Here is a 20331-nt window from a genome sequence, read left to right as displayed (position 1 = left end):
GAATGCGCTTTTTAATGTGCAGATTCAGGTACTGCTTTCCCTTGAGCTAATAGTTCGCTGATATCGATAGCAGTTTCTGCCATTACAGTATCCGCATTTCTTTTGAGCTTCTCGTTATCCCTATTACCTTTGCTGCCCTGGGCTTGCATATAGCGCCCTAAATATTGCGCCCTAGCTACTACCTGTTGTCCTAGCTTGAGTCGCTCATCGCTATATGCGTTCAGTGCTGCTGGAGTTGCTCCAAGTGCTGCAATATGTTTTGCAATTACTATGGCCTCATCTCCTGCTTTAGTGACTCCCATTCCCACATGAGGTCTGCCTACAAAAGCAGCGTCTCCCATTAATGCAATTCTGCCAAAGACAATTTGCTCCGAGCGCACGTCATAGATTGCTTGCAAAAAGGGTGCTGCTGTTTTTTCAAGAATCTCAGCATATTGGGGGGCTAGAATCTCTTGCGCCACTTTGCGCATATGAGCAATATGTTTCCAGGAGACCTTCAGCGGTGGAATGCCGGTAGGGTAATGATGTCCATCATCATCTGTCAGTAGTCTTACTAGCTCTTCATGCTCCGAGGCAGGGCGATACCAAACAAAGTTATAGCGACGCTTTCCTGGGCGAGTGTCGTTACCTGAGCCAGCTACGGGATAGCCTAGCATTTGCTCACCATTGGGCAGGCAAAAGCCAAAACAATTAAATAGTGTATCGAGGGTGTACTTCGACAAACAAGCCTCATCACAGACGCCACGCCAAGCGATATAGCCTGCGTATTCAGGCTGAATCTGTGGGGCAACTTGAGCTCTTACTGCAGAGCGGATGCCATCGGATGCAATGAGTAGTTCAGCATCATGGTTGCTGCCATCATCACATAGAACGTGCACAGCATTCTCATCTTGCGTAACCGTCTTAACAGTTTTTCCTTGCAGGTAGCGTTCGCTCGGAAAGCTTTCTTTAAGCATGTGATACAGGCGGCTCCAAGAGGTAAGCACCTGGGGCAACTCCATTTCCCCGAGACTTTGACCATCGGCACCCAATGTAACTCGCTTAGAAACGGATACACCTAGAGTTTCATCCACAGTCACGCCTGCAGCGCGGAGTGCTTCAGCTAGGGCGTCATGGGTCACAATCCCGGCGCCTCTCCCATCTAGGGATCCAACCGTTTTCTCTAGGAGGGTCACATCGTGACCTTGGCGCAGCAGAATATTGGCAACAAATAAGCCGCCAAGAGATCCACCTGCTACCAAAATTTTTGCCATCAATAGCTCCTATGCTGCTTTCGCATCCAAGGCGGTTTTTTCTGCTGCTGGATAGTTCAACTCAATAACAATCCCATTGGGATCATCCAAAAATATTTGATGGAGTCCTATTACCGGCACGGTTCTCTCGCGATAGGCAATATTTAATTTTTTGAGGAGCGCAATTTTTTCTTCCAGGCCATTTGCAAAAAAAGCAATGTGATCAACTGCGCCAGATCCATGCAAGGAGCTAGGGTCGCGCTCACCTAAATATTTTTTTAGTCCGTTCGGATCATTTTTATCAATCGCAATAAGGTGCAGGACTGCATTAGCCCAGCTACTTTCGTCGCCGTTATAAAGCCAAACACCTGGAAACGGGAACTCTGGTCTGGGGCCGACCGTTAGGCCAAGTAACTTGCTGTAAAACTCAGTAGTTTTTTCGATCTCTAGACTGCGAATTGAGAAGTGGTTAAGGCTTAAGTTAGACATGATGACCTTTGTAATTAAGCGAATAGTGATTTGGCGGAATGAAGGTAAGCCTGAACGCGATCTCGAATAATTTCTTGCTCGGTATCAGGGCTCTCGGCGGCATAGATGGCTTGCCCGTAGATCCAGCGGCGCATACCAATATAGAAGACGCCGCCATGCAGACCCATTAGGAATTCAAGCTCGCGTTGAGTCGGTTTTGAGGTATTGGGTCTACCGCAATACTTGCGGGTTTCTCGAATGAGTCGCGGTAATAGGCGTGAGCGCAAAAGCTCAAAGAATTTGTCGCTAATGGAATGATCGCTTAAGCCAGAGAATATCAAGATGCGTACGAAGTCGTAAGTGAGTACGGTGTTCGAATAATCGAGATAAAAAGCATTCAGTTTTTCCTCTGGAGTGAGCGAGTCATCGTCCAGTAATTCTTCCCACTCAGGCTTCCAGCGGGATTCAAAAACTTCTTTATAAACCTCTTGAATCAGCGCATCTTTGGTGGGGAAGTAGTGATAGAGCAGAGTGTGTGTAACACCCAATTCTTTTGTTAAATTTCTTAATTGACCATCAATGCCATGCTTGGCAAAGAATTGAATGGCGCTATCTAATATCTGGCGTTTGCGTTCAGCTGTGCCCATCCGCTTTCTGGTTGGCGTTGCTACTCCCGCTGAAATTTCAGCATTATTTGGGCTGGAAACGCTATCTTCAGTGAAACGCATGGGTTCTCAGGGTTTATCCGAATTTGGACTTATTGACCAAAAGTTAAATAATGGTACATTGTTGAACAATTGGTAGATAAGACTCTATTCGTACAAACCCCAAGGAGATCAAATGGAATTAAATGGCGAGCAACTGATATCGGCTCCAATCCCTGATGTGTGGAAGGGTTTGAACGATATTGACGTTCTGGCCAAGTCCATTCCTGGTTGCGAGGAGATCAGCCGAATCTCCCCAGAAGAGATTCATGCCAAGGTAATGTTCAAAATTGGGCCTGTTAGAGCCCGATTTGCTGGGAAATTGCTCCTGAGTGACATTGTTCCTGACCAGTCTTGCTCTATGGCTTTTGAGGGGTCAGGTGGGGCAGCGGGATTTGCTAAAGGAAAGTCACGCGTAGAACTGAAGCAGGCCGAAGGAGGGACTTTGGTCTCTTACACAACGGAAGCTTCGATTGGCGGCAAGTTGGGTCAAATTGGCGGTCGCTTGATTAGCGCATCGGCAAAAAAGATTGCAGACGACTTTTTTCAGAAGTTCGCAAAAGAATTAGGCGGGGAGACAGTGGCGTTGGAGTCAGACGCTGGCAGTAAATAAAAGAGCAAACATAAAGCTCTATAAAACTATAAAAAGCAGTTGCAGTAAAAACTGAAGAAGTAAAAAACTAAAGCAGTACAAAAATAAAAAGCTAAAAAGCGAATTACATTGGTGGTGGAGGAGACGTAATGAAAGCTGCAGCATTTGACTATGTGAAGCCTAAGGCCTTACATGAAGCCCTATCTTTGCTTGAGGAAGCTGGCGAAGATGCTCGTTTAATTGCGGGCGGACAAACTTTGTTAGCAACGCTCAATATGCGCTTGTCTGAGCCAAGCGTATTGATTGACATTACTGATATCGCTGAGCTCAAAGGCATTTCTGTTGTGGGTAATAGTTTGCGCATCGGCGCGCTTGTTACTCATACCGAAATTGAAGATTCTGAGTTGGTTGCAAAGCATGCGCCGCTTTTGAAGGCTGCTGCACCGCATATTGCACATCGAGCTATTCGCAATCTGGGTACTTGGGGCGGCTCTTTGGCTTACGGTGATCCTGCAGCCGAGTGGCCTGCTTGTAGCTTGACTCTGCGTGCCACGATGATTATTCACGGCCCAGCGGGTGAGCGTCGTATTTCTGCAAAAGATTTCTTCATTGATTTGTATACAACCTCTTTAGAGCCTGATGAGATTTTAGTTGCAACAGAAATTCCTCTTGCAAGCAAGCAAGAGGTTTTCTATTTTCATGAGCTTGCTAAACGTCATGGTGACTATGCAGTTGCTGGTCTTGCAGCGGTGGCACAAAAGCAAGGTGATGTATTAACCAATTGCGCTTTTACTTTCTTCTCGGTTGGCGCTACACCGGTGATGGCGACGGCTGCGCAAGATTTGGTTGACGGCAAAAAGCTCAATGATGAATTGATTGCTCAAGCGGTTGCTGCAGCTCGCAATGAAATTGAAGCAATTGCTGACATCACTAATAGTGCAGAAGCCAAACAACATTTAATTGGTGTTTTGCTTGAGCGTGGTCTCAAGCACATGGCCGCATAAGCCAAAAGAACGAACATCAGTAGAAGAATTTGGAGATCAAAATGACTTTGAAGAAAAAAATTTCAATGACCGTAAACGGTCAACTTGTAAATGCAGAGGTAGAGCCGCGTAAACATCTAGTAGATTTTTTACGTGAAGATCTTTACCTCAAGGGACCTCATTTAGGTTGCGAGCAGGGCGCTTGTGGTGCCTGTACCGTCAAGGTCGATGGACAAATCATTCGTGGCTGCCTATTTTTGGCGGTTCAAGCTGATGGTAGCGTGGTTGAGACTGTTGAGGGGCTGACTAAAAACGGCGTTTTGACTGACCTTCAAGAGTCTTTCATGCGGCACAACGCAATGCAGTGCGGCTTTTGCTCTTCAGGCATGTTGCTAGCTGCTGCGGAGTTAATTGAGAAGCAACCAAAGGCAACGCGCGAACAAGTGCGTGAATGGATCTCTGGTAATTACTGTCGTTGCACTGGCTACCACTCCATTGTGGATGCCATTGTTGACGTATTGGATGCTCGCGCTAAGGGCCAAAAAATTAAACCTGTCCTTGCTAACGCTTAAGGTATTGAGGGAAACGCATTATGAATAAGCCAAGTGATTTGAAGGGAATGGTTCTGGATCCCGTAACCAACGATCAGCGTTACATCGGTCATAGCGAACCAAGACACGGCGCTCGACGCCTACTAGAAGGTCAAGGAACTTATATTGACGATATTCAGCTGCCACGTATGGGGCACGTTGTGTATTGGCGATCTCCAGTAGCGCATATGAAGATTGGAAAAATTCATACTGAACAGGCGAGCAAGATGCCTGGCGTTCTAGCCGTTGTAGATGGTGTGCAAATGGCAAAACTCTGTAAGCCATGGGTTGCAACCTTGGGCCACTTGGCTGGTATGAAGTCTGCTCCTCAACATGCGCTAGCTATTGATCGTGCGTGCTGGCAAGGTGAGCCAGTAGTTGCGGTCGTTGCAGAAACTAGAGCACAAGCAGAGGATGCTTTACAGCATATTGATGTCGAGTGGGAAGAGTTACCTGCGGTAGTTTCTATGGAAACTGCTCTTGATGCAGATACCCCTTTGATTCATCCAGAGCTTGGCGACAATTTATGTTTTACCCGTAGCCTAGATGTCGGCAATGTGGATGAGGTGTTCGCAACAGCTGATGTGGTTGCTGAAGCCACTTTTGGATTTGGTCGTCATACTGGAGTTACGCTTGAGCCGCGCTGTCAGATTGCAGATTACAACCCAGGCGATCGTCGCTTGACCGTGTATCACTCGCAACAAGCGCCTCATATGATGCAAGATTTATATTGCCGTCAGTTTGGGCTTTCCGAGTCTGATGTTCATGTGATCTGTAAAGATGTTGGTGGCTCATTTGGTATCAAAGTACATGCTTATCCGGACGACTTTGCTACTGTCGGTCTTTCTATGATGCTTCAGCGTCCTGTGAAGTTTGTTGCTGATCGTCTGGAATCATTTACCAGCGACATTCATGCGCGTGAGCATCGTATTAAAGGCCGTATCGCTGCCAACAAGGTAGGGGATATCTTGGCTTTTGAGATTGATGACTTAACGGCAATTGGTCCTTACTCTATGTTCCCAAGAACGAGTGCTATTGAGGGTAACCAGGTTGTCAATTTAGTGGGCGGACCATACAAGCATCAAAACTATCGCGCTCGTTTAAATGTAGTCTTCCAGAATAAGACTCCAACTTGCCAATATCGCGGCGTCGGTCATCCGATTGCTTGTGCAGTGACTGAGGGTTTGGTTGACTTGGCTGCGCAAAAATTACAAATGGATCCACTGGAGTTTCGTAAGCGCAATGTGATTCCGGACGACGCATATCCATGCTCTGGAATCTCTGGAATCAAGCTAGAAGTCCTCTCGCATGAGCAGTGCTTGCGTGCAATTGAAAAAATGATGGATTACCCAGCCTTACGCAAGGAGCAGGCAGAACTCCGCAAGCAGGGTATCTATCGCGGCATTGGATTTGCAACCTTAATTGAGTTAACAAATCCGAGCCCTGCTTTCTATGGAGTAGGCGGAGCTAGAATTGCCTCTCAGGATGGTGCCACTGTCCGTATGGATCCAAGTGGTGTGGTTTCTGTATTGATCGGTGTTGGTGAGCAAGGTCAAGGAACCGAAGGTATCTACACTCAAATTGCTGCTGATGCGGTGGGCGTATCAATTGATCAAGTACGGGTCATCACTGGCGACACTGATGTCACTCCATATGGAGGAGGCACCTGGGCATCTCGCGGTGCAGGCGTTGGCGGCGAGGCAGTTCTGTTGGCTGCCCAAGCCTTGCAAGAAAACATTCTGAAACTGGCTGGTGCGATTTTGAATCGACCTGTTGCAGAGTTGATTGCTCGTCGTGGCTATATTTTGGACAAGGCAACTGGCGAACAGTTGCTGCCATTTAGTGAGGTTGGTAGGGTTGGCTATTTCCGTACCGATACTTTGCCTGCAGGTTTTTCTGCTGATCTCATGGTGACGCGTCATTACACCCAAAAAGAGTATCCATTTATCTTTACTAATGGCGTTCAGGCCTCCTATGTTGAGGTAGACCCAGAGACTGGATTTGTGAAGTTATTAAAACACTGGGCCGTGGAAGATTGTGGACGCGTGATTAATCCGATGTTGGTGAATGAGCAAGTGCGCGGTGCAATTGTTCAGGGTATTGGTGGCGTTCTCTTTGAAGAGTGTCTCTATGATGAAAGTGGTTTGTTGCGCAACGGTAGCATGGCTGACTACTTAGTGCCAATGGCTAATGAGATGCCTGATATTGAAGTTGCTCACGTTGAGACTCCTACACAATCCTCGAAATTGGGGGCCAAAGGAGCGGGCGAGGCGGGTACTGCTGGCGCACCAGGTGCGGTACAAAATGCAATCAATGATGCTTTAGCGCCATTTAATGCAAACGTCTTTGATCAGCCCATCACTTCAGAAAAGATCTTGCGAGCCCTCAAAAAGATCTGATTTTTAATGGGTTCTGGCCGCCCTGGTGCATTGTCTGCTGGGGTGGTTCAGCTCATCCTGTAACATCAAGTTTTTGGGCAAATTGAACGGCCCTTTAGTTAACTTGATACGGTAAAACAAATGTCCACATTAAAAGGTAAAACTGCCCTAGTTACTGGCTCTACCAGCGGTATTGGCTTAGGGATGGCTATTGCATTAGCAAAGCAAGGCGTCAACATTATGGTTAATGGTTTTGGCGAGAAAGATGAAGCCATCGCCAAAATCAAAGCTTGTGGAGTAGAGGTTGATTATCACGGTGCTGATATGAGCAAGCCAGCTGAAATTGAAGACCTCATCAAGCAGACAGAAAAGCGTTTTGGCTCACTGGATATTTTGGTTAATAACGCTGGTATTCAATACACTGCAAATATTGAAGAGTTTCCGACTGATAAGTGGGATGCCATCATCGCCATTAATTTGAGCTCCGCATTTCATACCACTCACCATGCATTGCCTGGAATGAAGAAGCGTAATTGGGGTCGCATTATCAATATCGCATCCGTACATGGTTTAGTGGCCTCTACTCAGAAGGCTGCTTACGTAGCTGCAAAGCACGGCATTATTGGTCTTACTAAGGTTACCGCTCTAGAAAATGCCCGCACTGGTATTACCTGTAACGCAATTTGTCCAGGTTGGGTTTTGACCCCGCTAGTACAGAAACAAGTGGATGCTCGTGCAGAGCGTGAAGGCATTTCTAACGAAGCTGCAAAAACAGCTTTGGTATCTGAAAAACAGCCATCCGGCGAGTTTGTTACCCCAGAGCAATTAGCAGCTTTGGCAGTATTTCTATGTGGGCCGGATGCTTCCGAGGTGCGTGGAGTGGCTTGGAATATGGACGGCGGTTGGACAGCGCAATAAGCTGATCAATTCCCCGTTGTACCGAGTGCCGGCAATCAATTGCCGGCATTTTCTTTTAATCTCCGCAGGGCAGAGCTCCCGCCAGATATGGGTCTAAGTCTCTAATTTCAGTGAGAATTCTGGATTTTGGATCGTACAAACAAAATTGGCAGAATCGTTTATAGTTAGACCCATTATTACTCATAGGAGATCCTTAAATGGCATCAATCTTGACCTCTTTAGGACGCACCGTTTTTGCGGGCTTCGTTCTTCTCGCTTTAATTATTCTCGCGTTAGGCGGCAACTTTAGTTCTGCTGAACTCCCATTTGTATTCCGTTGGTTGCACGTGATGTTTGGCGTAATGTGGATTGGTTTGCTCTGGTATTTCAACTTTGTGCAAATTCCTTCTATGCCAAAGATTCCTGATGAGCAAAAACCAGCCATTGGTAAAGTAATCGCTCCAACTGCATTGTTCTGGTTCCGTTACGCAGCTTTGTTTACTGTAGTAACAGGTTTGATCGTTGCTGGCTTAAGTGGCTACTTGCACCAAGCTTTCACATTGCAAGCACCGTTCCGTGCAATCGGTTTAGGCATGTGGATTGCTCTGGTAATGGCTTTCAACGTTTGGTTCATCATCTGGCCAAATCAAAAGCGCGCTCTTGGTATCGTTGCTGTTGAGGCTGATGTAAAAGCAAAATCTGCTCGCGTTGCAATGTTGACATCACGTTTAAACACATTGTTATCTGTACCAATGTTGTTCTTGATGGTGGCTCAATCACATAACACTACTTGGTTCGTGATTGTTTCTTAATCACTGCTAGCTGCATAAAGAAAAGGCCCGCAATGCGGGCCTTTTTGTTTCTGTATCGGTATTACTTAGGCCAGTATGGCTGGCAGTTCTTTGGTGAGGGCGCCACGTTGTGCTGTGGCCGCACCCATTAATGCAAAGCCCAATAACTTACCATCAGCAGATTCAAAGCGGGCTTCTAGACCGCCTTCTACTGGGGTGGCAGTCCACTTGCCTTCAGCGCCCTTTGCAGGTGGAGAAACTATGGTGGGTAAAGCAGGGGTCTTTACCATCACCGGCATTGCAGGGTAGGTGAGTGCTGTGGCTTGACCCAATAAGGTTGGCGCCAATGCTCTTGCTGCTTGCATGATGGGCATCACGTATGGCAAGACCAAGCCATCCACCTCTGCACAATCTCCGATTGCAAAGATATTTTTGATATTAGTTTCTAGTTCACGATTGACCTGAATGCCAGCCCCAACGTTGATGCCGGTTGCTTTGGCTAATTCAACTCTCGGTTTTAAACCTACGGCAGATAAAAATACATCGCAATTTATCGTACTGCCATTTTCTAAGGTAACCTGTAGACTATCTCCATTACGGTCAATCGCATTTACAGTTGTAGCAAGATGCCAGCGTACTCCGGCTGCGCTTAACTTTCCTTGTAACTCAAGCGCCGCTGCTTCCGGCAATAGGCGACCTAAGGCCTGGGGAGCTAAATCAATAACGTCTACCTCATATCCACCCAGCACAAGATCATTCGCAAATTCACAGCCAATTAGGCCCGCACCCAGAATGGCAACTTTCTTTTTGCCTTCGATAGCAGTGCGAAAACGGGCGTAGTCCTCAAGATCATTAACAGTGAAGACTTCGTTGGCAGCGCTACCTTGTAATGGCAAGCGAATTTGATCGGCCCCTAATGCCATAACCAGTTTTCCATAAGAAAGATCGCCCTTGCTAGTTTTAATTGTTTGAGTGCTAGCGTCAATCCCGCTGACATCACATTCACCTAAGATCGTCATTCCTAATTGTGTTGCCATACCATCGGCCGCAGTAGAGACGAGTTGCATCGCTTCTTTCTTGCTGGCAAGTGCAGTAGAGAGCATTGGCTTTGAATAAAAATAACCAGGCTCTCTTGTTACTAAAGTGATGGGCGCTACTTTGTCCAGTTTACGAATTTCTCGTACAACAGTGTAGCCAGCCAATCCACTGCCAATGATGACAATTGGGGATTGGGATTGAGGGGTAGTTTGATCCAAAGCTGGGCTCTCCAAAAAAGACGAGTGGTAAAAAAGAATTAAAGGTTCTGCGCTGAAATTAGCTTACTTGAACCATTTCAAAGTCAGCTTTTGCAACGCCGCAGTCAGGGCATTCCCAGTCTTCGGGTACATCGGCCCAGAGCGTTCCAGCTGGAATACCATCTTCAGGAATTCCTTTTGACTCATCATAAATATAGCCGCATACGATACATTGGTAAGTTTTCATACTGTTTCCTTAAATAATTCATTCATTTTAAATTTAATTGCTATTTATTTCTGAGTCGCTCTTATTGAGCAGCAAAAACCTTTGCTCTTTCTAAAGCCTGCTTGTAATGGTTTGCATGGCGTTCTTCAACATTAGCTAATGCTGCGAAGCGTTTTGCTGCTTTAGCCAATACCGCCTGAAACTGCTCTGCATGCTCTTTTGATTCAGCGATTTGCTCATCAATCTCTTGAATTACAGCTGCATTACCTTCTTCTACGGCAGTTTTTCGGAATGAAGGATACATTTCTGTGTATTCATAAGTTTCACCTTCGATTGCAATCTCTAAGGCGCGTGCTGGTGTGATTGTATTGGCAGGGTAGAGTAAGTCTAGGTGACCAAATGCATGCATTACCTCTTGCTCGGCAGTTGCTTCAAATATTTTGGCTGTCTCTTCATCGCCCGCAGCGCGAGCTAACTTAGCAAAGTAGCGATATTTAATGTGGGCCATAGATTCGCCAGCAAAGGCAGACTCTAAGTTGTGGATGGTTTTGATTTCTGGACGTGCCATTTTGACTCCTTTTCATTGAGTTCGATTTGTTGAGTCTTATTTGCTACTTTCTCAACCATGAATGTAGTGTGCGCTTAATTTATTTATCAGTCCAGTAAATCATTATGATAGTATTTATCTAATAAATCGATAACAAGGGGTATATATGGCTTATTTACCGTCTTTAAGGCAATTGGGTTATTTCGTTGCATTGGCTAAGGAGCTCAACTTCACCAGAGCCGCGCAAGCTTGCTTTGTCGGGCAGTCGACATTAAGTGCTGGATTGAAGGAATTGGAAGATGCTCTAGGGATTCATTTAGTAGAACGTGACCGTCAGAACGTTTCGATTACCCCAATTGGCTTGGAGGTGCTTGAGCGCGCAAAACTCATTTTGGCTGCCTCTGAAGATTTGGTGGAATATGCTGGCGCAACAGGCAAGCCGATGACTGCCACAATTCGTTTGGGGGTTATACCAACTATCGCCCCATTTTTATTGCCGGCAGTTTTGCCAGAAGTCCGCACGCGATTTCCAGATCTCAAAATTACTCTTAGAGAAGACCTAACAGCAAATTTACTTTCAAGACTGGCTGAGCATAAGTTGGATTTTGCTTTGATTGCACTGCCATATGATGTCAGCGGACTTCTAGTGCAAGAATTGTTTGATGACCACTTTTGGTTGGTTGCGAAAGAGGGTGATCCAGCCTTAAAAGGGAAAGAGGTAACTTTGCCAGCTAAGATGGCTGAGCGACTCTTATTGTTAGAGGAGGGGCATTGCTTGCGAGAGCATAGTTTGCAAGCTTGCAGGCGAACCGATATCCGCAAAGCTGAAGGCTTGGAGGCAACGAGTTTGCTAACCCTATTGCAAATGGTCGAGTCAGGCCTTGGGATCGCCTTGCTTCCTGGCATGGCGGTCAAGAGCAGCTTATTGAATAACTCTCAATTAGTGGCAAAAGAGCTGGCATCGCCTGCACCTAAGAGAGTGATTGCTTTGGTTGCGCGATCATCCACGGCACATACCCAAGAATTTAATGCACTAGCAGATTGTATTCGTGAGCAATTTGGACATGCCTAATTAAGCCGGTTCCTTGCTCAGCAAAAATTACCAATCCTTGTTACAGTCCATCATCTAATTTATTACTACAAAAAGGCAGCAAATGTCAGGCAAAGAAATCATGTTCACACCGGTTAGTCTCGGTTCAATTCAATTAAAAAACCGTCTAGTTATGGCGCCACTCACTAGAATGCGTGCGGTTGCTGGTGATGTGCCAAACCCATTAGCAAAAACGTACTACGCTCAGCGTGCTAGCGCTGGATTGATTATTACTGAAGCAACTCAAATTTCCCCATTGGGCAAAGGCTATCCTGCTACACCCGGAATTTATTCCGCAGAGCAGACTGCTGCATGGAAAGAGGTCGTTGAGGCGGTTCACGCGAAGGGCGGATCAATTGTTGCGCAGTTATGGCATGTAGGCCGTATCTCTCATTCTTCTTTGCACCCAGAGCAGGGCGCACCTGAGGCGCCTTCAGCTATTGCTGCATCAGGTCAAACATATGGCGCTGATTGGAAGCTGCATGACTATGAAGTGCCAAACGCAATGAGTGTGGAAGATATCGCTCGTTTACTCAAAGAGTTTGAGGCAGCAGCTCAAAATGCAAAGGCTGCAGGCTTTGATGGTATTGAAATTCATTCTGCTAATGGCTACTTGCTAGATCAATTCTTACAAGATAAAACCAATCAACGTACCGATGAATATGGCGGCTCTATTGAGAACCGCCTGCGTTTATTGGGTCAAGTCATCGAGGCAGTCTGTAAGGTATTCCCAAGCGATAAGGTCGGTGTACGCCTTTCGCCTTACGGCACTTTTAATGATATGGGGGATAGCGATCCCGTTGCCTTATTTACTGCTGCGATTGCAAAGCTCAATACTTATAACCTGTCCTATGTGCATATGATTGAGCCGCGCTCAACTAGCGCAGGAGGTGGTGATCAAGTGAATGAAGATGCGCCTATTACTTCTGAAATGTTCCGTGCCGCTTATAAAGGAAAATTTATCACTGCCGGTGGATATGACCAAGCAATGGGCGAAAAGGTTCTAGAGGATGGCTTGGCGGATGCAGTAGCTTACGGCCGTATATATATTGCTAATCCGGATTTGGCAGAAAGATTCCAGAAGAGTGCAACTTTGAATCCTTATAACCGAGCGACTTTTTATGGTGGCGGTGAAGCTGGCTATACCGATTACCCAACTCTCTAATGTAAATCCCCAGACTGGGGATGCATGTCAATAATCCCGTCTATATAGGCGGGATTATTTTTTGTCTTCAGGATCTTTTAGAAGATCGTAGTGATTAGCTACAAGCAGTAAGGCAATGGACGCGCAGCCCATTGCAAAGAATTGCCACTGGTGCAACATGGCGGTGCCAATAACGGTCATTAAGATTGTCCAGCCTACAGCCATCTTGGCTTTTTTAGAAAGTGGCTTCATTTGATTATTGCCCCAGCTTTAGTTTATGCATTCACTTTATTTAACATACGACGAAGTGTATCGTCTTTGATAACGTAATGTTGCCATAGTCCAGCAATCGCGTGTATGCCAATCAAAATATAGAGTGAATTTCCTAAAAATTCATGAATCCCTTCGACTACTTTTTTCATTTCAGGATTTGGGGTAACAAATTGAGGCCAAACCAAGCCAAAGAAGTGGATTTCTTTACCGCCATACTGAAAATACAGGATGCCGAAGATAGGCGATATCAAGAGGAGGGCATAGAGCAGCCAGTGCATTGCCTTAGCCAGTGAAACAATTGCGGGTTTTGGATTTGTAGGTTGAGGTACGCCATAAATGAGGCGGATCATCAAGCGAGCAGCCATGGCTAAAAAAATGAGCTGTCCAATAACTCCATGGACTGATTTACATAGATCACGATACTCGCTCCCTTTGGGAAACTGACCTTTAAGTTCAATAACGATAAAGGCGGCAACAACTAGGAAGAAAACAAACCAATGAAAGAATATGGAGGCTGGGTGATATTTGGATCGAGTCATGAGGCTGGCGTTATTAGTTAGATTCATCATAAATGATAATGAATCTCATTAACATTGGCAATACCAGGGGTAATTTACCCCCAAAAGCATCCAAAACTTAGTTGTTGAGCCGTACTTTAGCGCTGAGTTCGTTGGCTGTACCGCGTTTGTCTACTTGAGAGAGTCTAAGGGCCTCTACTTCAAAGTCCAGCTGTCCGGGGTGAAAGTCCTCGTCATTCTGAAGATGAATTACGTAGGTCCAGACCAACTCGCGGCCACGGTTTTTAAATACATCCACTACACGTTTCATCTGGACCGCCTTTATGGTGAAGCTTACTTAATGCCGACTGATGGCTGGGCTTTTTCCATCTGCTGCGTTAGATTATTTTTAAGTGCCACTAAATTTCTGGCTTCAATTCGAATTACGCCACCTCTTGGACTGTCAATATCGGCAATCAAAAAGAATGACACCGAAACAACAAAAGGAAAAATCATGAAGAGAGCCGTATTCTTCTGAAAATTACGTGCACCAAATCCCACCAATAGATTTGCACAAACCGCTATGGCAGCCATTAGTGCCCAGGCGGTATAGGGTATACGATTCCACCAAGCAGCCTGAACATAACCTTGAGAATTTAAGACATCATTCATCCCGGAGGCGACTAGCGTGATGGCGGGGGTATCTTTTGCGCGAACAACGGGAAGAATTTCATTCCAAAGCGCCATTTGCAGCTGATCTGTGTTGTTGCAAATTTCCTGAATCTTTTCTGGGCTTTGTTTGGAATAAAACAGAATGCGTTGATCTATATATTGGAGTAACAGTTCTTTAGTTGCAGCTGATGCCTTAGGGGGAAGAAGATCTGCGCGCAAGTACTCGGTTCCAATGGCGTTTGCTTCACCTTCTTCAAAAATTTCCCGCTGGTCGTGGCGATCGATAGCCATGGAGAAAGTAAACCCAATAATGAGGGCCAGCAAAGTTAATGTGGCTGTCTGAATGATACCCAGATCTTCAGAAGTCTCAGTGTCTTTGGTGCGGTAGCGACTAAGTACCGCATGCCCAAACCATACGGCAAAAGCGAATACTACAAGCGATACGCCAAAGACAGCAAGAGGGTAGTTGAGAAGGTGAAAAATTTAAAAAGTTCCTGGATACAAAATATCTTTAGTTACATTTTGAATATCGCGATGACCTGTAAATGCCATGGTGATGTCGAGTTCATTGTGAATCAGTTCTAGACACTTAGTTACACCTGCCTCACCCATCGCACCCAAGCCATACAAGAATGGGCGGCCGATCATCGTGCCACGTGCACCCAAGGCCCAAGCTTTAAGTACGTCTTGGCCGGAGCGAATACCGCCATCCATCCATACTTCAATATCTTTACCCACGGCATCAACAATTCCAGGTAGGGCTTGAATGCTGGAGATCGCACCATCGAGTTGACGACCACCATGATTGGAAACAATCAATGCATCTGCCCCGGAGTTTGCAGCTAAGCGTGCATCGCCTTCATCGAGGATGCCTTTGATGATGAGCTTTCCGCCCCAGAGTTTTTTAATCCATTCAACATCACCCCAGTTAAGTCCTGGGTCGAACTGTTCTGCAGTCCAAGAGGAGAGTGAGGACATGTTGCCAACACCAGTGGCATGACCAACAATGTTGCGGAATGTTCTACGTGGCGTCATTGCCATTCCCATACACCAGCGTGGCTTAGTCGCCATATTGATCATATTGGCAATGGTGAGCTTGGGTGGAGCAGAGAGACCATTCTTTAAATCTTTATGGCGTTGACCTAAGATTTGTAAATCTAGCGTGAGGACAAGTGCTGAGCATTTTGCCGCCTTAGCGCGCTCAATGAGACGCTCAATAAAGCCGCGGTCTTTCATGACATAGAGCTGAAACCAAAATGGCTTGGTAGTGCGTTCAGCTACATCTTCAATTGAGCAGATACTCATCGTGGACAGGCAAAATGGCACTCCGAACTTTTCAGCAGCCTTAGCCGCCAAAATTTCACCATCAGCATGCTGCATCCCAGTGAGGCCGGTAGGCGCTAGCGCAACCGGCATAGCAACTTCTTGACCAACCATGGTTGTCTTGGTCGTGCGGTTGGTCATATTGACTGCTACACGCTGGCGCAATTTAATTTTTTGGAAATCAGATTCATTGGCGCGATATGTGGACTCTGTCCATGATCCAGAGTCTGCATAGTCGTAGAACATCTTGGGGGTGCGTTTTTTATGGAGGACCCGCAAGTCTTCTATATTGGTAATGATTGCCACAATAAATCCTTCTATTTGATGCTATTTTGTTAGAGCAAAAGCTTAATTTAAGCTCTATCTTAGCAATACCGGGGGATTTGTTTCTACAATGCTAGGGTATCCCTTGTTTGGGGACGCTAAATAACCGTTCCCCCTCATAAATCTCCTATGCCCCAGCTTAATTTCGCAACTATTACCTACTTATTATTGGCTACCGCTTTATGGGCAGGTAATGCTATTGCTGGCCGTGTATTGGTCGGGAGCATTTCTCCAATTACTTTAAGTGCAGTTCGCTGGGGGCTTGCTGCATTGCTTCTTCTTCCTTTGGGTTGGCGTGTCTTCATGCCTGGAAGCGCTTTATGGCAAAACAAAAAACGCTTTTTACTCTTGGGTTTATTTGGGGTGGGGAGCTATAACGTTCTCCTATATCTTGCACTGCAAACTTCGACTGCCATTAATGTCACCTTAATTGGCGCCAGTATGCCGATCTGGATGCTATTTATTGGTGCGGTGTTTTATCAAGTAAAGCCGAGTGTGCTGCAAATGATTGGCGCGGTTGTGAGCTTGCTTGGCGTCGGTATCGTATTGACGCGCGGTGATTTAGCGGCGCTGTTGTCAATGGAAATGGTAATCGGCGATCTTTTAATTATGCTGGCCACCATCTTGTGGGCTTTTTACAGTTGGATGTTAAGTCGTCCTGGATCGAGTACAGAGCGCCAATGGCCATGGGCTGAGTTTCTAATGGCGCAAGTGACCGTTGGTCTTTTGTGGACAGGATTTTTTGATGGTTTTGAAATTGTTACCGGTCATGCGTACATTGACTTGAATTGGTGGACCGCATCTTTAATTTTGTTTGTCGCTATTGGCCCATCTCTCATTGCCTATCGTTGTTGGGGTTTGGGTGTTAATGGAGCTGGTCCCACAGTCGCCGCTTTTTTTGCGAATTTCATTCCCTTGTTTACGGCGCTTTTGTCGGCCGCCATGCTGGGTGAGCCCCCACAACTATTTCATGGATTGGCATTTGCATTAATCGTGGCCGGGATCGCTATTTCCTCTAAAACTGGAAAGTAATCTGGCAAAACAGCCAAAAAAGCCCTTTTAAAGTGGTTTTTGGAGTGATCTGCCCAAAAAAGACTTAAATCAGTATCATTTAGGGCTAATCACTGAAATCCCTAGGAAATTACTATGCCAGGCTTACTTCCCAACGTTGATCCAGACGGTTTATTGGAATTCTCGGTTGTTTATACCGACCGCTCTCTCAATCACATGTCTGAAGAATTTAAGCGCGTGATGGTCGATATTTCAAGTGTCCTGAAAGATGCTTATAACGCTAGTTCAGCAGTGATCGTTCCTGGCAGCGGCACTTTTGGTATGGAGGCGGTTGCTCGCCAGTTTGCCAATAATGAAAAGTGTTTAGTTTTGCGCAATGGTTGGTTTAGCTACCGTTGGACACAAATCTTTGATTTGGCGAATATCACCAAGGATGTCACCGTGATTAAAGGTCGCCAGTTAGAAGATTCCACACAAGGCGTTTTTGCTCCAGCTCCGATTGAGGAAGTGGTGGCATTTATCAAGAAAGAAAAGCCAGCGGTAGTGTTTGCACCGCACGTAGAAACTTCAGCCGGCATCATTCTTCCAGATGATTACCTCAAAGCAGTAGGCGAGGCAGTGCGCTCAGTAAACGGTCTATTTGTATTGGATTGCATTGCCTCTGGTGCAATGTGGGTTGATATGAAAGCTTGCAATGTGGATGTGCTGATTACTGCACCTCAAAAAGGTTGGAGTAGCTCACCATGTTGCGCACTGATCGCCTTAGGTGATCGTGCACGCGAGCGTATTGATGCTACACAAAGCAGTAGCTTTTCGATGGATTTGAAAAAGTGGCTGCAGATCATGGAAGCCTATGAAAAGGGTGGTCACGTTTATCACACCACCATGGCTACAGACGCTTTAAAGGTTTTGCGTAATGTGATGAAAGAAACCCAAGCACTTGGCTTTGCAGCCTTAAAAGATAAGCAAGTGGAGTTGGGCACTAAAGTGCGTAACTTATTGGTTTCTAAAGGTTATGACTCTGTAGCAGCTAAAGGCTTCCAAGCCCCTGGCGTAGTGGTTAGCTATACCAAGGATCCGGATATTCAGTCTGGTAAGAAATTTATTGCGCTTGGCTTACAGACTGCAGCAGGTGTTCCATTGCAGTGTGATGAGCGTCCAGACTTCCGCACTTTCCGTATCGGTTTGTTTGGTTTAGAAAAACTGGCTCATGTTGATCGCACTGTTGGCCATCTCGAAAAGGCATTAGAAAAAATTACCGAGACTGAAGCGCAGCCTGCGTAAAGACTTCGGTAGCTGAGCAACATCAATAAAGGCCATCACATGATGGCCTTTATTACATCTACCAACATTAAATTTAGCTTCATCTAACAAATCATCTGGCCAGAGGATTGGGCGTTGCCTCTCTAATCTTGTGCAGCGTATTGTTATCCACGTGATGGAATAACTCCGCCTGATCTTTAATTTTCATGACTGTGTCTTGCTCATAAGACCAAGTGCCATCATCATGAATCGAAACCTGAATGCGAAACTCCACCGTTCTAAATGCGTAATCTAAGAAGGGGTTCGAGGAAATGCCGGCACATCGATCATCTTCCTTGGCGAATAACTCAAATTGCTTGGCATCAGATGCGGCTTTGCCGCTTGCCATTGTGATCATGCCTCGTGGTATCGAGAGGGTATGAATAATGCTGCCAGTCGCTGGTTCCCATAGCCAATACCCTACCTGATCATGATAGGTTTTTACTTGGTCGGGCTTAGTAATGTGGGTGTGATATCTCAAGCCATAAAACAATTGAGGTCCATTGGTTTGGGGATCAATAGGTTGTAGTTCCATGCGCTCCACATAAGCTTGTTTCTTTGGCCCCTCAGCTTTGGGCTTCACATCTAAGCCACGAATGCCTTCCCAGATGCCTGCCATACCGGTCAAAGGTCCCAGCTGTTCAAGGGTATTTACTGAATAGCCTTGAGGTTCAGTAAAGATGTCACTCGGAAAATTACTCATGTCCAGCCTTCTAAAAATGAAGCATTAATCTCAATTTTTTGAGTATTATTAAATTATCCACAAACTTTCTCGGAGAATTACATGATTTCTCGTATCGCGCGCTTGAGCCTAGCCAGTCTTATTTCTGCTGCTATCGGTATTGCCCCGACTTCTGTGATGGCTGCTGACCCAGCACCAGCGTCTGCCCCAGCTGCCGCACCTGTTGCTGCACCAGCTCCTGCACCGACTGCTGCCCCAAGCGAGAAATCTGCCGAGAAGAAAGCTAAGAAAAAAGCTAAGAAAGAAAAGAAAGCTGAGAAAAAGTCTAAAAAGAAATCCAAGAAGAAATCTAAAGCGCCTGCCGACGCAGCAGCTCAGTAAATTCATTACCCCTAATTAAGGGGTTCTGTACTGTCTAAGTCATCAGATTTTTTTGGATCTGGTGACTTTTTTGTTGGTGCATCATTGCGCACTAACAGCCACATAGCTGCAATCACTAAAGTCATTCCGCTAATTTGCGTCCATGTGATTGGCTCAGCCAGAATTAAATATCCCATAAAAATAGTAGATACAGGGCCGAGTATTCCTGCTTGCGCCACCAATGGTGATCCGATGCGATTGATGGCAATCATGATGAGTAGCATTGGAATGACTGTGCAGAGGCTCGCATTCAGTAGGCTATACCAATATATCTGTGGGAGTTGCTCGAAAATAGCGGTTGGATTATGAATGGTTGATTGCAATATGCTCAAGATGGCTGAGGCTGAGCTGGCATAGACAACAAGGCGAACGCTTCCAATACGCTTGACCATCTCTCCTGCGCCAATCATGTAGACCGCGTAAGAGCAGGCACTACCAAAAACTAAAAACATTCCAAGCCAGGCGCTAAGTCCTGAAGAGCTGGCATCTTGAATGAATACGATAAATACCCCAATGTAGCCAACGATCAGTGAATACCACTGCAGTTTAGAGATTGGTTTTTTTAATACAAAGTAAGAGATGAGTAGAACAATAGTTGGCGTGAGATAAAGGACGATGCGCTCCAAACCAACAGAGATATATTGCAGGCCCAAGAAATCAATGTAGCTAGATAGGAAATAGCCTAAGAATCCCAAGAAGAATAGCTTGCCACGATCAAGCCAGGTAATTGTGCTCATTGCCTTGCGACGAGATTCCCACCAGAAGATCGCCCAAAACAAGGGAAGGGCCATGAGCATGCGTAAAGCTAAGAGTGTTTCTGCGTTTGCACCATAACCAAAAGCGAGTTTTACCAAAATCGCCTTGCCTGAGAAAAGCATCGAGCCAACTCCGGCCATCAGGATGCCATAGAGGTAACGTCGGTGATGATGTGCTGCGCTTACTGAATGCAT

Annotated in this window: 24 protein-coding genes; 11 read left to right on the top strand and 13 right to left on the bottom strand. The window is 45.9% G+C overall.

Annotation, left to right across the window (positions count from 1 at the left end; genetic code table 11):
* Positions 1-11: 11 nt before the first annotated feature.
* From ICN19_RS01510 to ICN19_RS01500, 3 genes are read right to left on the bottom strand one after another with little or no spacing between them, the layout of a single operon-like run.
* Entirely contained in the window at positions 12-1253 is a 1242-nt protein-coding gene (locus ICN19_RS01510; protein WP_216245155.1) for an FAD binding domain-containing protein, read from the bottom strand.
* Positions 1254-1262: 9 nt separating this feature from the next.
* The gene (locus ICN19_RS01505) at positions 1263-1721 is read right to left on the bottom strand and encodes a VOC family protein (RefSeq protein ID WP_216245152.1); all 459 of its coding nucleotides are present in this window, start codon (positions 1719-1721) and stop codon (positions 1263-1265) included.
* Positions 1722-1735: 14 nt separating this feature from the next.
* A complete protein-coding gene (locus ICN19_RS01500; protein WP_068321682.1) occupies positions 1736-2428 on the bottom strand; it encodes a TetR/AcrR family transcriptional regulator in 693 nt (230 codons plus the stop codon).
* 112 nt (positions 2429-2540) lie between these two features.
* On the opposite strand from ICN19_RS01500, the gene ICN19_RS01495 reads away from it, so the two are divergent.
* The 6 genes from ICN19_RS01495 to ICN19_RS01470 all read left to right on the top strand — a co-directional run bounded on the left by ICN19_RS01495 (position 2541) and on the right by ICN19_RS01470 (position 8656).
* Positions 2541-3017 carry a CoxG family protein gene (locus ICN19_RS01495; RefSeq protein ID WP_068321679.1) on the top strand — a complete coding sequence of 159 codons (477 nt, stop codon included), beginning with the start codon at positions 2541-2543 and terminating at the stop codon, positions 3015-3017.
* A gap of 128 nt (positions 3018-3145) precedes the next feature.
* Positions 3146-4000 (top strand): xanthine dehydrogenase family protein subunit M, encoded by an 855-nt coding sequence (locus ICN19_RS01490; RefSeq protein ID WP_216245149.1) that lies wholly within the window; start codon positions 3146-3148, stop codon positions 3998-4000.
* A 41-nt stretch (positions 4001-4041) separates the two neighbouring features.
* Positions 4042-4551 (top strand): (2Fe-2S)-binding protein, encoded by a 510-nt coding sequence (locus tag ICN19_RS01485; protein ID WP_068321673.1) that lies wholly within the window; start codon positions 4042-4044, stop codon positions 4549-4551.
* Positions 4552-4571: 20 nt separating this feature from the next.
* The gene (locus ICN19_RS01480; protein ID WP_216245147.1) at positions 4572-6968 is read left to right on the top strand and encodes a xanthine dehydrogenase family protein molybdopterin-binding subunit; all 2397 of its coding nucleotides are present in this window, start codon (positions 4572-4574) and stop codon (positions 6966-6968) included.
* Between the two features lie 120 nt (positions 6969-7088).
* Positions 7089-7865 carry a 3-hydroxybutyrate dehydrogenase gene (locus ICN19_RS01475; RefSeq protein ID WP_068321670.1) on the top strand — a complete coding sequence of 259 codons (777 nt, stop codon included), beginning with the start codon at positions 7089-7091 and terminating at the stop codon, positions 7863-7865.
* A 197-nt stretch (positions 7866-8062) separates the two neighbouring features.
* Positions 8063-8656: a urate hydroxylase PuuD gene (locus tag ICN19_RS01470; RefSeq protein WP_216245146.1), complete on the top strand. Its 594-nt coding sequence runs from the start codon at positions 8063-8065 to the stop codon at positions 8654-8656.
* A 65-nt stretch (positions 8657-8721) separates the two neighbouring features.
* Here the strand turns inward: ICN19_RS01470 and ICN19_RS01465 are convergent, their stop codons facing one another.
* The 3 genes from ICN19_RS01465 to ICN19_RS01455 all read right to left on the bottom strand — a co-directional run bounded on the left by ICN19_RS01465 (position 8722) and on the right by ICN19_RS01455 (position 10664).
* Positions 8722-9891: an NAD(P)/FAD-dependent oxidoreductase gene (locus ICN19_RS01465; RefSeq protein WP_216245144.1), complete on the bottom strand. Its 1170-nt coding sequence runs from the start codon at positions 9889-9891 to the stop codon at positions 8722-8724.
* Between the two features lie 58 nt (positions 9892-9949).
* Entirely contained in the window at positions 9950-10117 is a 168-nt protein-coding gene (locus ICN19_RS01460) for a rubredoxin (protein WP_216245142.1), read from the bottom strand.
* A gap of 61 nt (positions 10118-10178) precedes the next feature.
* Positions 10179-10664: a rubrerythrin family protein gene (locus tag ICN19_RS01455; protein WP_216245140.1), complete on the bottom strand. Its 486-nt coding sequence runs from the start codon at positions 10662-10664 to the stop codon at positions 10179-10181.
* A 145-nt stretch (positions 10665-10809) separates the two neighbouring features.
* Between ICN19_RS01455 and ICN19_RS01450 the strand changes: the two genes are divergently transcribed.
* The gene (locus tag ICN19_RS01450; protein WP_216245138.1) at positions 10810-11715 is read left to right on the top strand and encodes a hydrogen peroxide-inducible genes activator; all 906 of its coding nucleotides are present in this window, start codon (positions 10810-10812) and stop codon (positions 11713-11715) included.
* An 82-nt stretch (positions 11716-11797) separates the two neighbouring features.
* Complete coding sequence (locus ICN19_RS01445; RefSeq protein ID WP_216245136.1) at positions 11798-12898, top strand: alkene reductase; 1101 nt, start codon at positions 11798-11800, stop codon at positions 12896-12898.
* A gap of 54 nt (positions 12899-12952) precedes the next feature.
* On the opposite strand, the gene ICN19_RS01440 is transcribed toward ICN19_RS01445, so the two are convergent.
* The 5 genes from ICN19_RS01440 to ICN19_RS01420 form a co-directional block, all read right to left on the bottom strand.
* Complete coding sequence (locus ICN19_RS01440) at positions 12953-13129, bottom strand: hypothetical protein (RefSeq protein WP_161484699.1); 177 nt, start codon at positions 13127-13129, stop codon at positions 12953-12955.
* A gap of 23 nt (positions 13130-13152) precedes the next feature.
* Entirely contained in the window at positions 13153-13719 is a 567-nt protein-coding gene (locus ICN19_RS01435; RefSeq protein WP_216245134.1) for a cytochrome b, read from the bottom strand.
* 67 nt (positions 13720-13786) lie between these two features.
* Positions 13787-13978: a hypothetical protein gene (locus ICN19_RS01430; protein ID WP_216245132.1), complete on the bottom strand. Its 192-nt coding sequence runs from the start codon at positions 13976-13978 to the stop codon at positions 13787-13789.
* A 23-nt stretch (positions 13979-14001) separates the two neighbouring features.
* Positions 14002-14610, bottom strand: a complete 609-nt coding sequence (locus ICN19_RS01425) for a hypothetical protein (RefSeq protein WP_255536899.1) — start codon at positions 14608-14610, stop codon at positions 14002-14004.
* Between the two features lie 192 nt (positions 14611-14802).
* Complete coding sequence (locus ICN19_RS01420) at positions 14803-15948, bottom strand: L-lactate dehydrogenase (protein WP_216245130.1); 1146 nt, start codon at positions 15946-15948, stop codon at positions 14803-14805.
* Between the two features lie 147 nt (positions 15949-16095).
* On the opposite strand from ICN19_RS01420, the gene ICN19_RS01415 reads away from it, so the two are divergent.
* Together ICN19_RS01415 and ICN19_RS01410 are read left to right on the top strand one after the other, a co-directional pair.
* Positions 16096-16998 carry a DMT family transporter gene (locus tag ICN19_RS01415; RefSeq protein WP_216245128.1) on the top strand — a complete coding sequence of 301 codons (903 nt, stop codon included), beginning with the start codon at positions 16096-16098 and terminating at the stop codon, positions 16996-16998.
* Between the two features lie 114 nt (positions 16999-17112).
* Positions 17113-18261: an aminotransferase class V-fold PLP-dependent enzyme gene (locus ICN19_RS01410; RefSeq protein WP_216245126.1), complete on the top strand. Its 1149-nt coding sequence runs from the start codon at positions 17113-17115 to the stop codon at positions 18259-18261.
* A 91-nt stretch (positions 18262-18352) separates the two neighbouring features.
* Here the strand turns inward: ICN19_RS01410 and ICN19_RS01405 are convergent, their stop codons facing one another.
* Positions 18353-18982 carry an FABP family protein gene (locus tag ICN19_RS01405; RefSeq protein ID WP_216245124.1) on the bottom strand — a complete coding sequence of 210 codons (630 nt, stop codon included), beginning with the start codon at positions 18980-18982 and terminating at the stop codon, positions 18353-18355.
* Positions 18983-19063: 81 nt separating this feature from the next.
* On the opposite strand from ICN19_RS01405, the gene ICN19_RS01400 reads away from it, so the two are divergent.
* Positions 19064-19342 carry a protein tyrosine phosphatase gene (locus ICN19_RS01400; protein ID WP_216214327.1) on the top strand — a complete coding sequence of 93 codons (279 nt, stop codon included), beginning with the start codon at positions 19064-19066 and terminating at the stop codon, positions 19340-19342.
* 11 nt (positions 19343-19353) lie between these two features.
* On the opposite strand, the gene ICN19_RS01395 is transcribed toward ICN19_RS01400, so the two are convergent.
* Entirely contained in the window at positions 19354-20331 is a 978-nt protein-coding gene (locus tag ICN19_RS01395) for a DMT family transporter (protein ID WP_216245121.1), read from the bottom strand.

The sequence above is a fragment of the Polynucleobacter sp. AP-Capit-er-40B-B4 genome (genome assembly GCF_018882245.1).
Classification (GTDB): domain Bacteria; phylum Pseudomonadota; class Gammaproteobacteria; order Burkholderiales; family Burkholderiaceae; genus Polynucleobacter.
This window is presented reverse-complemented; position numbering and strand designations above follow the sequence as displayed.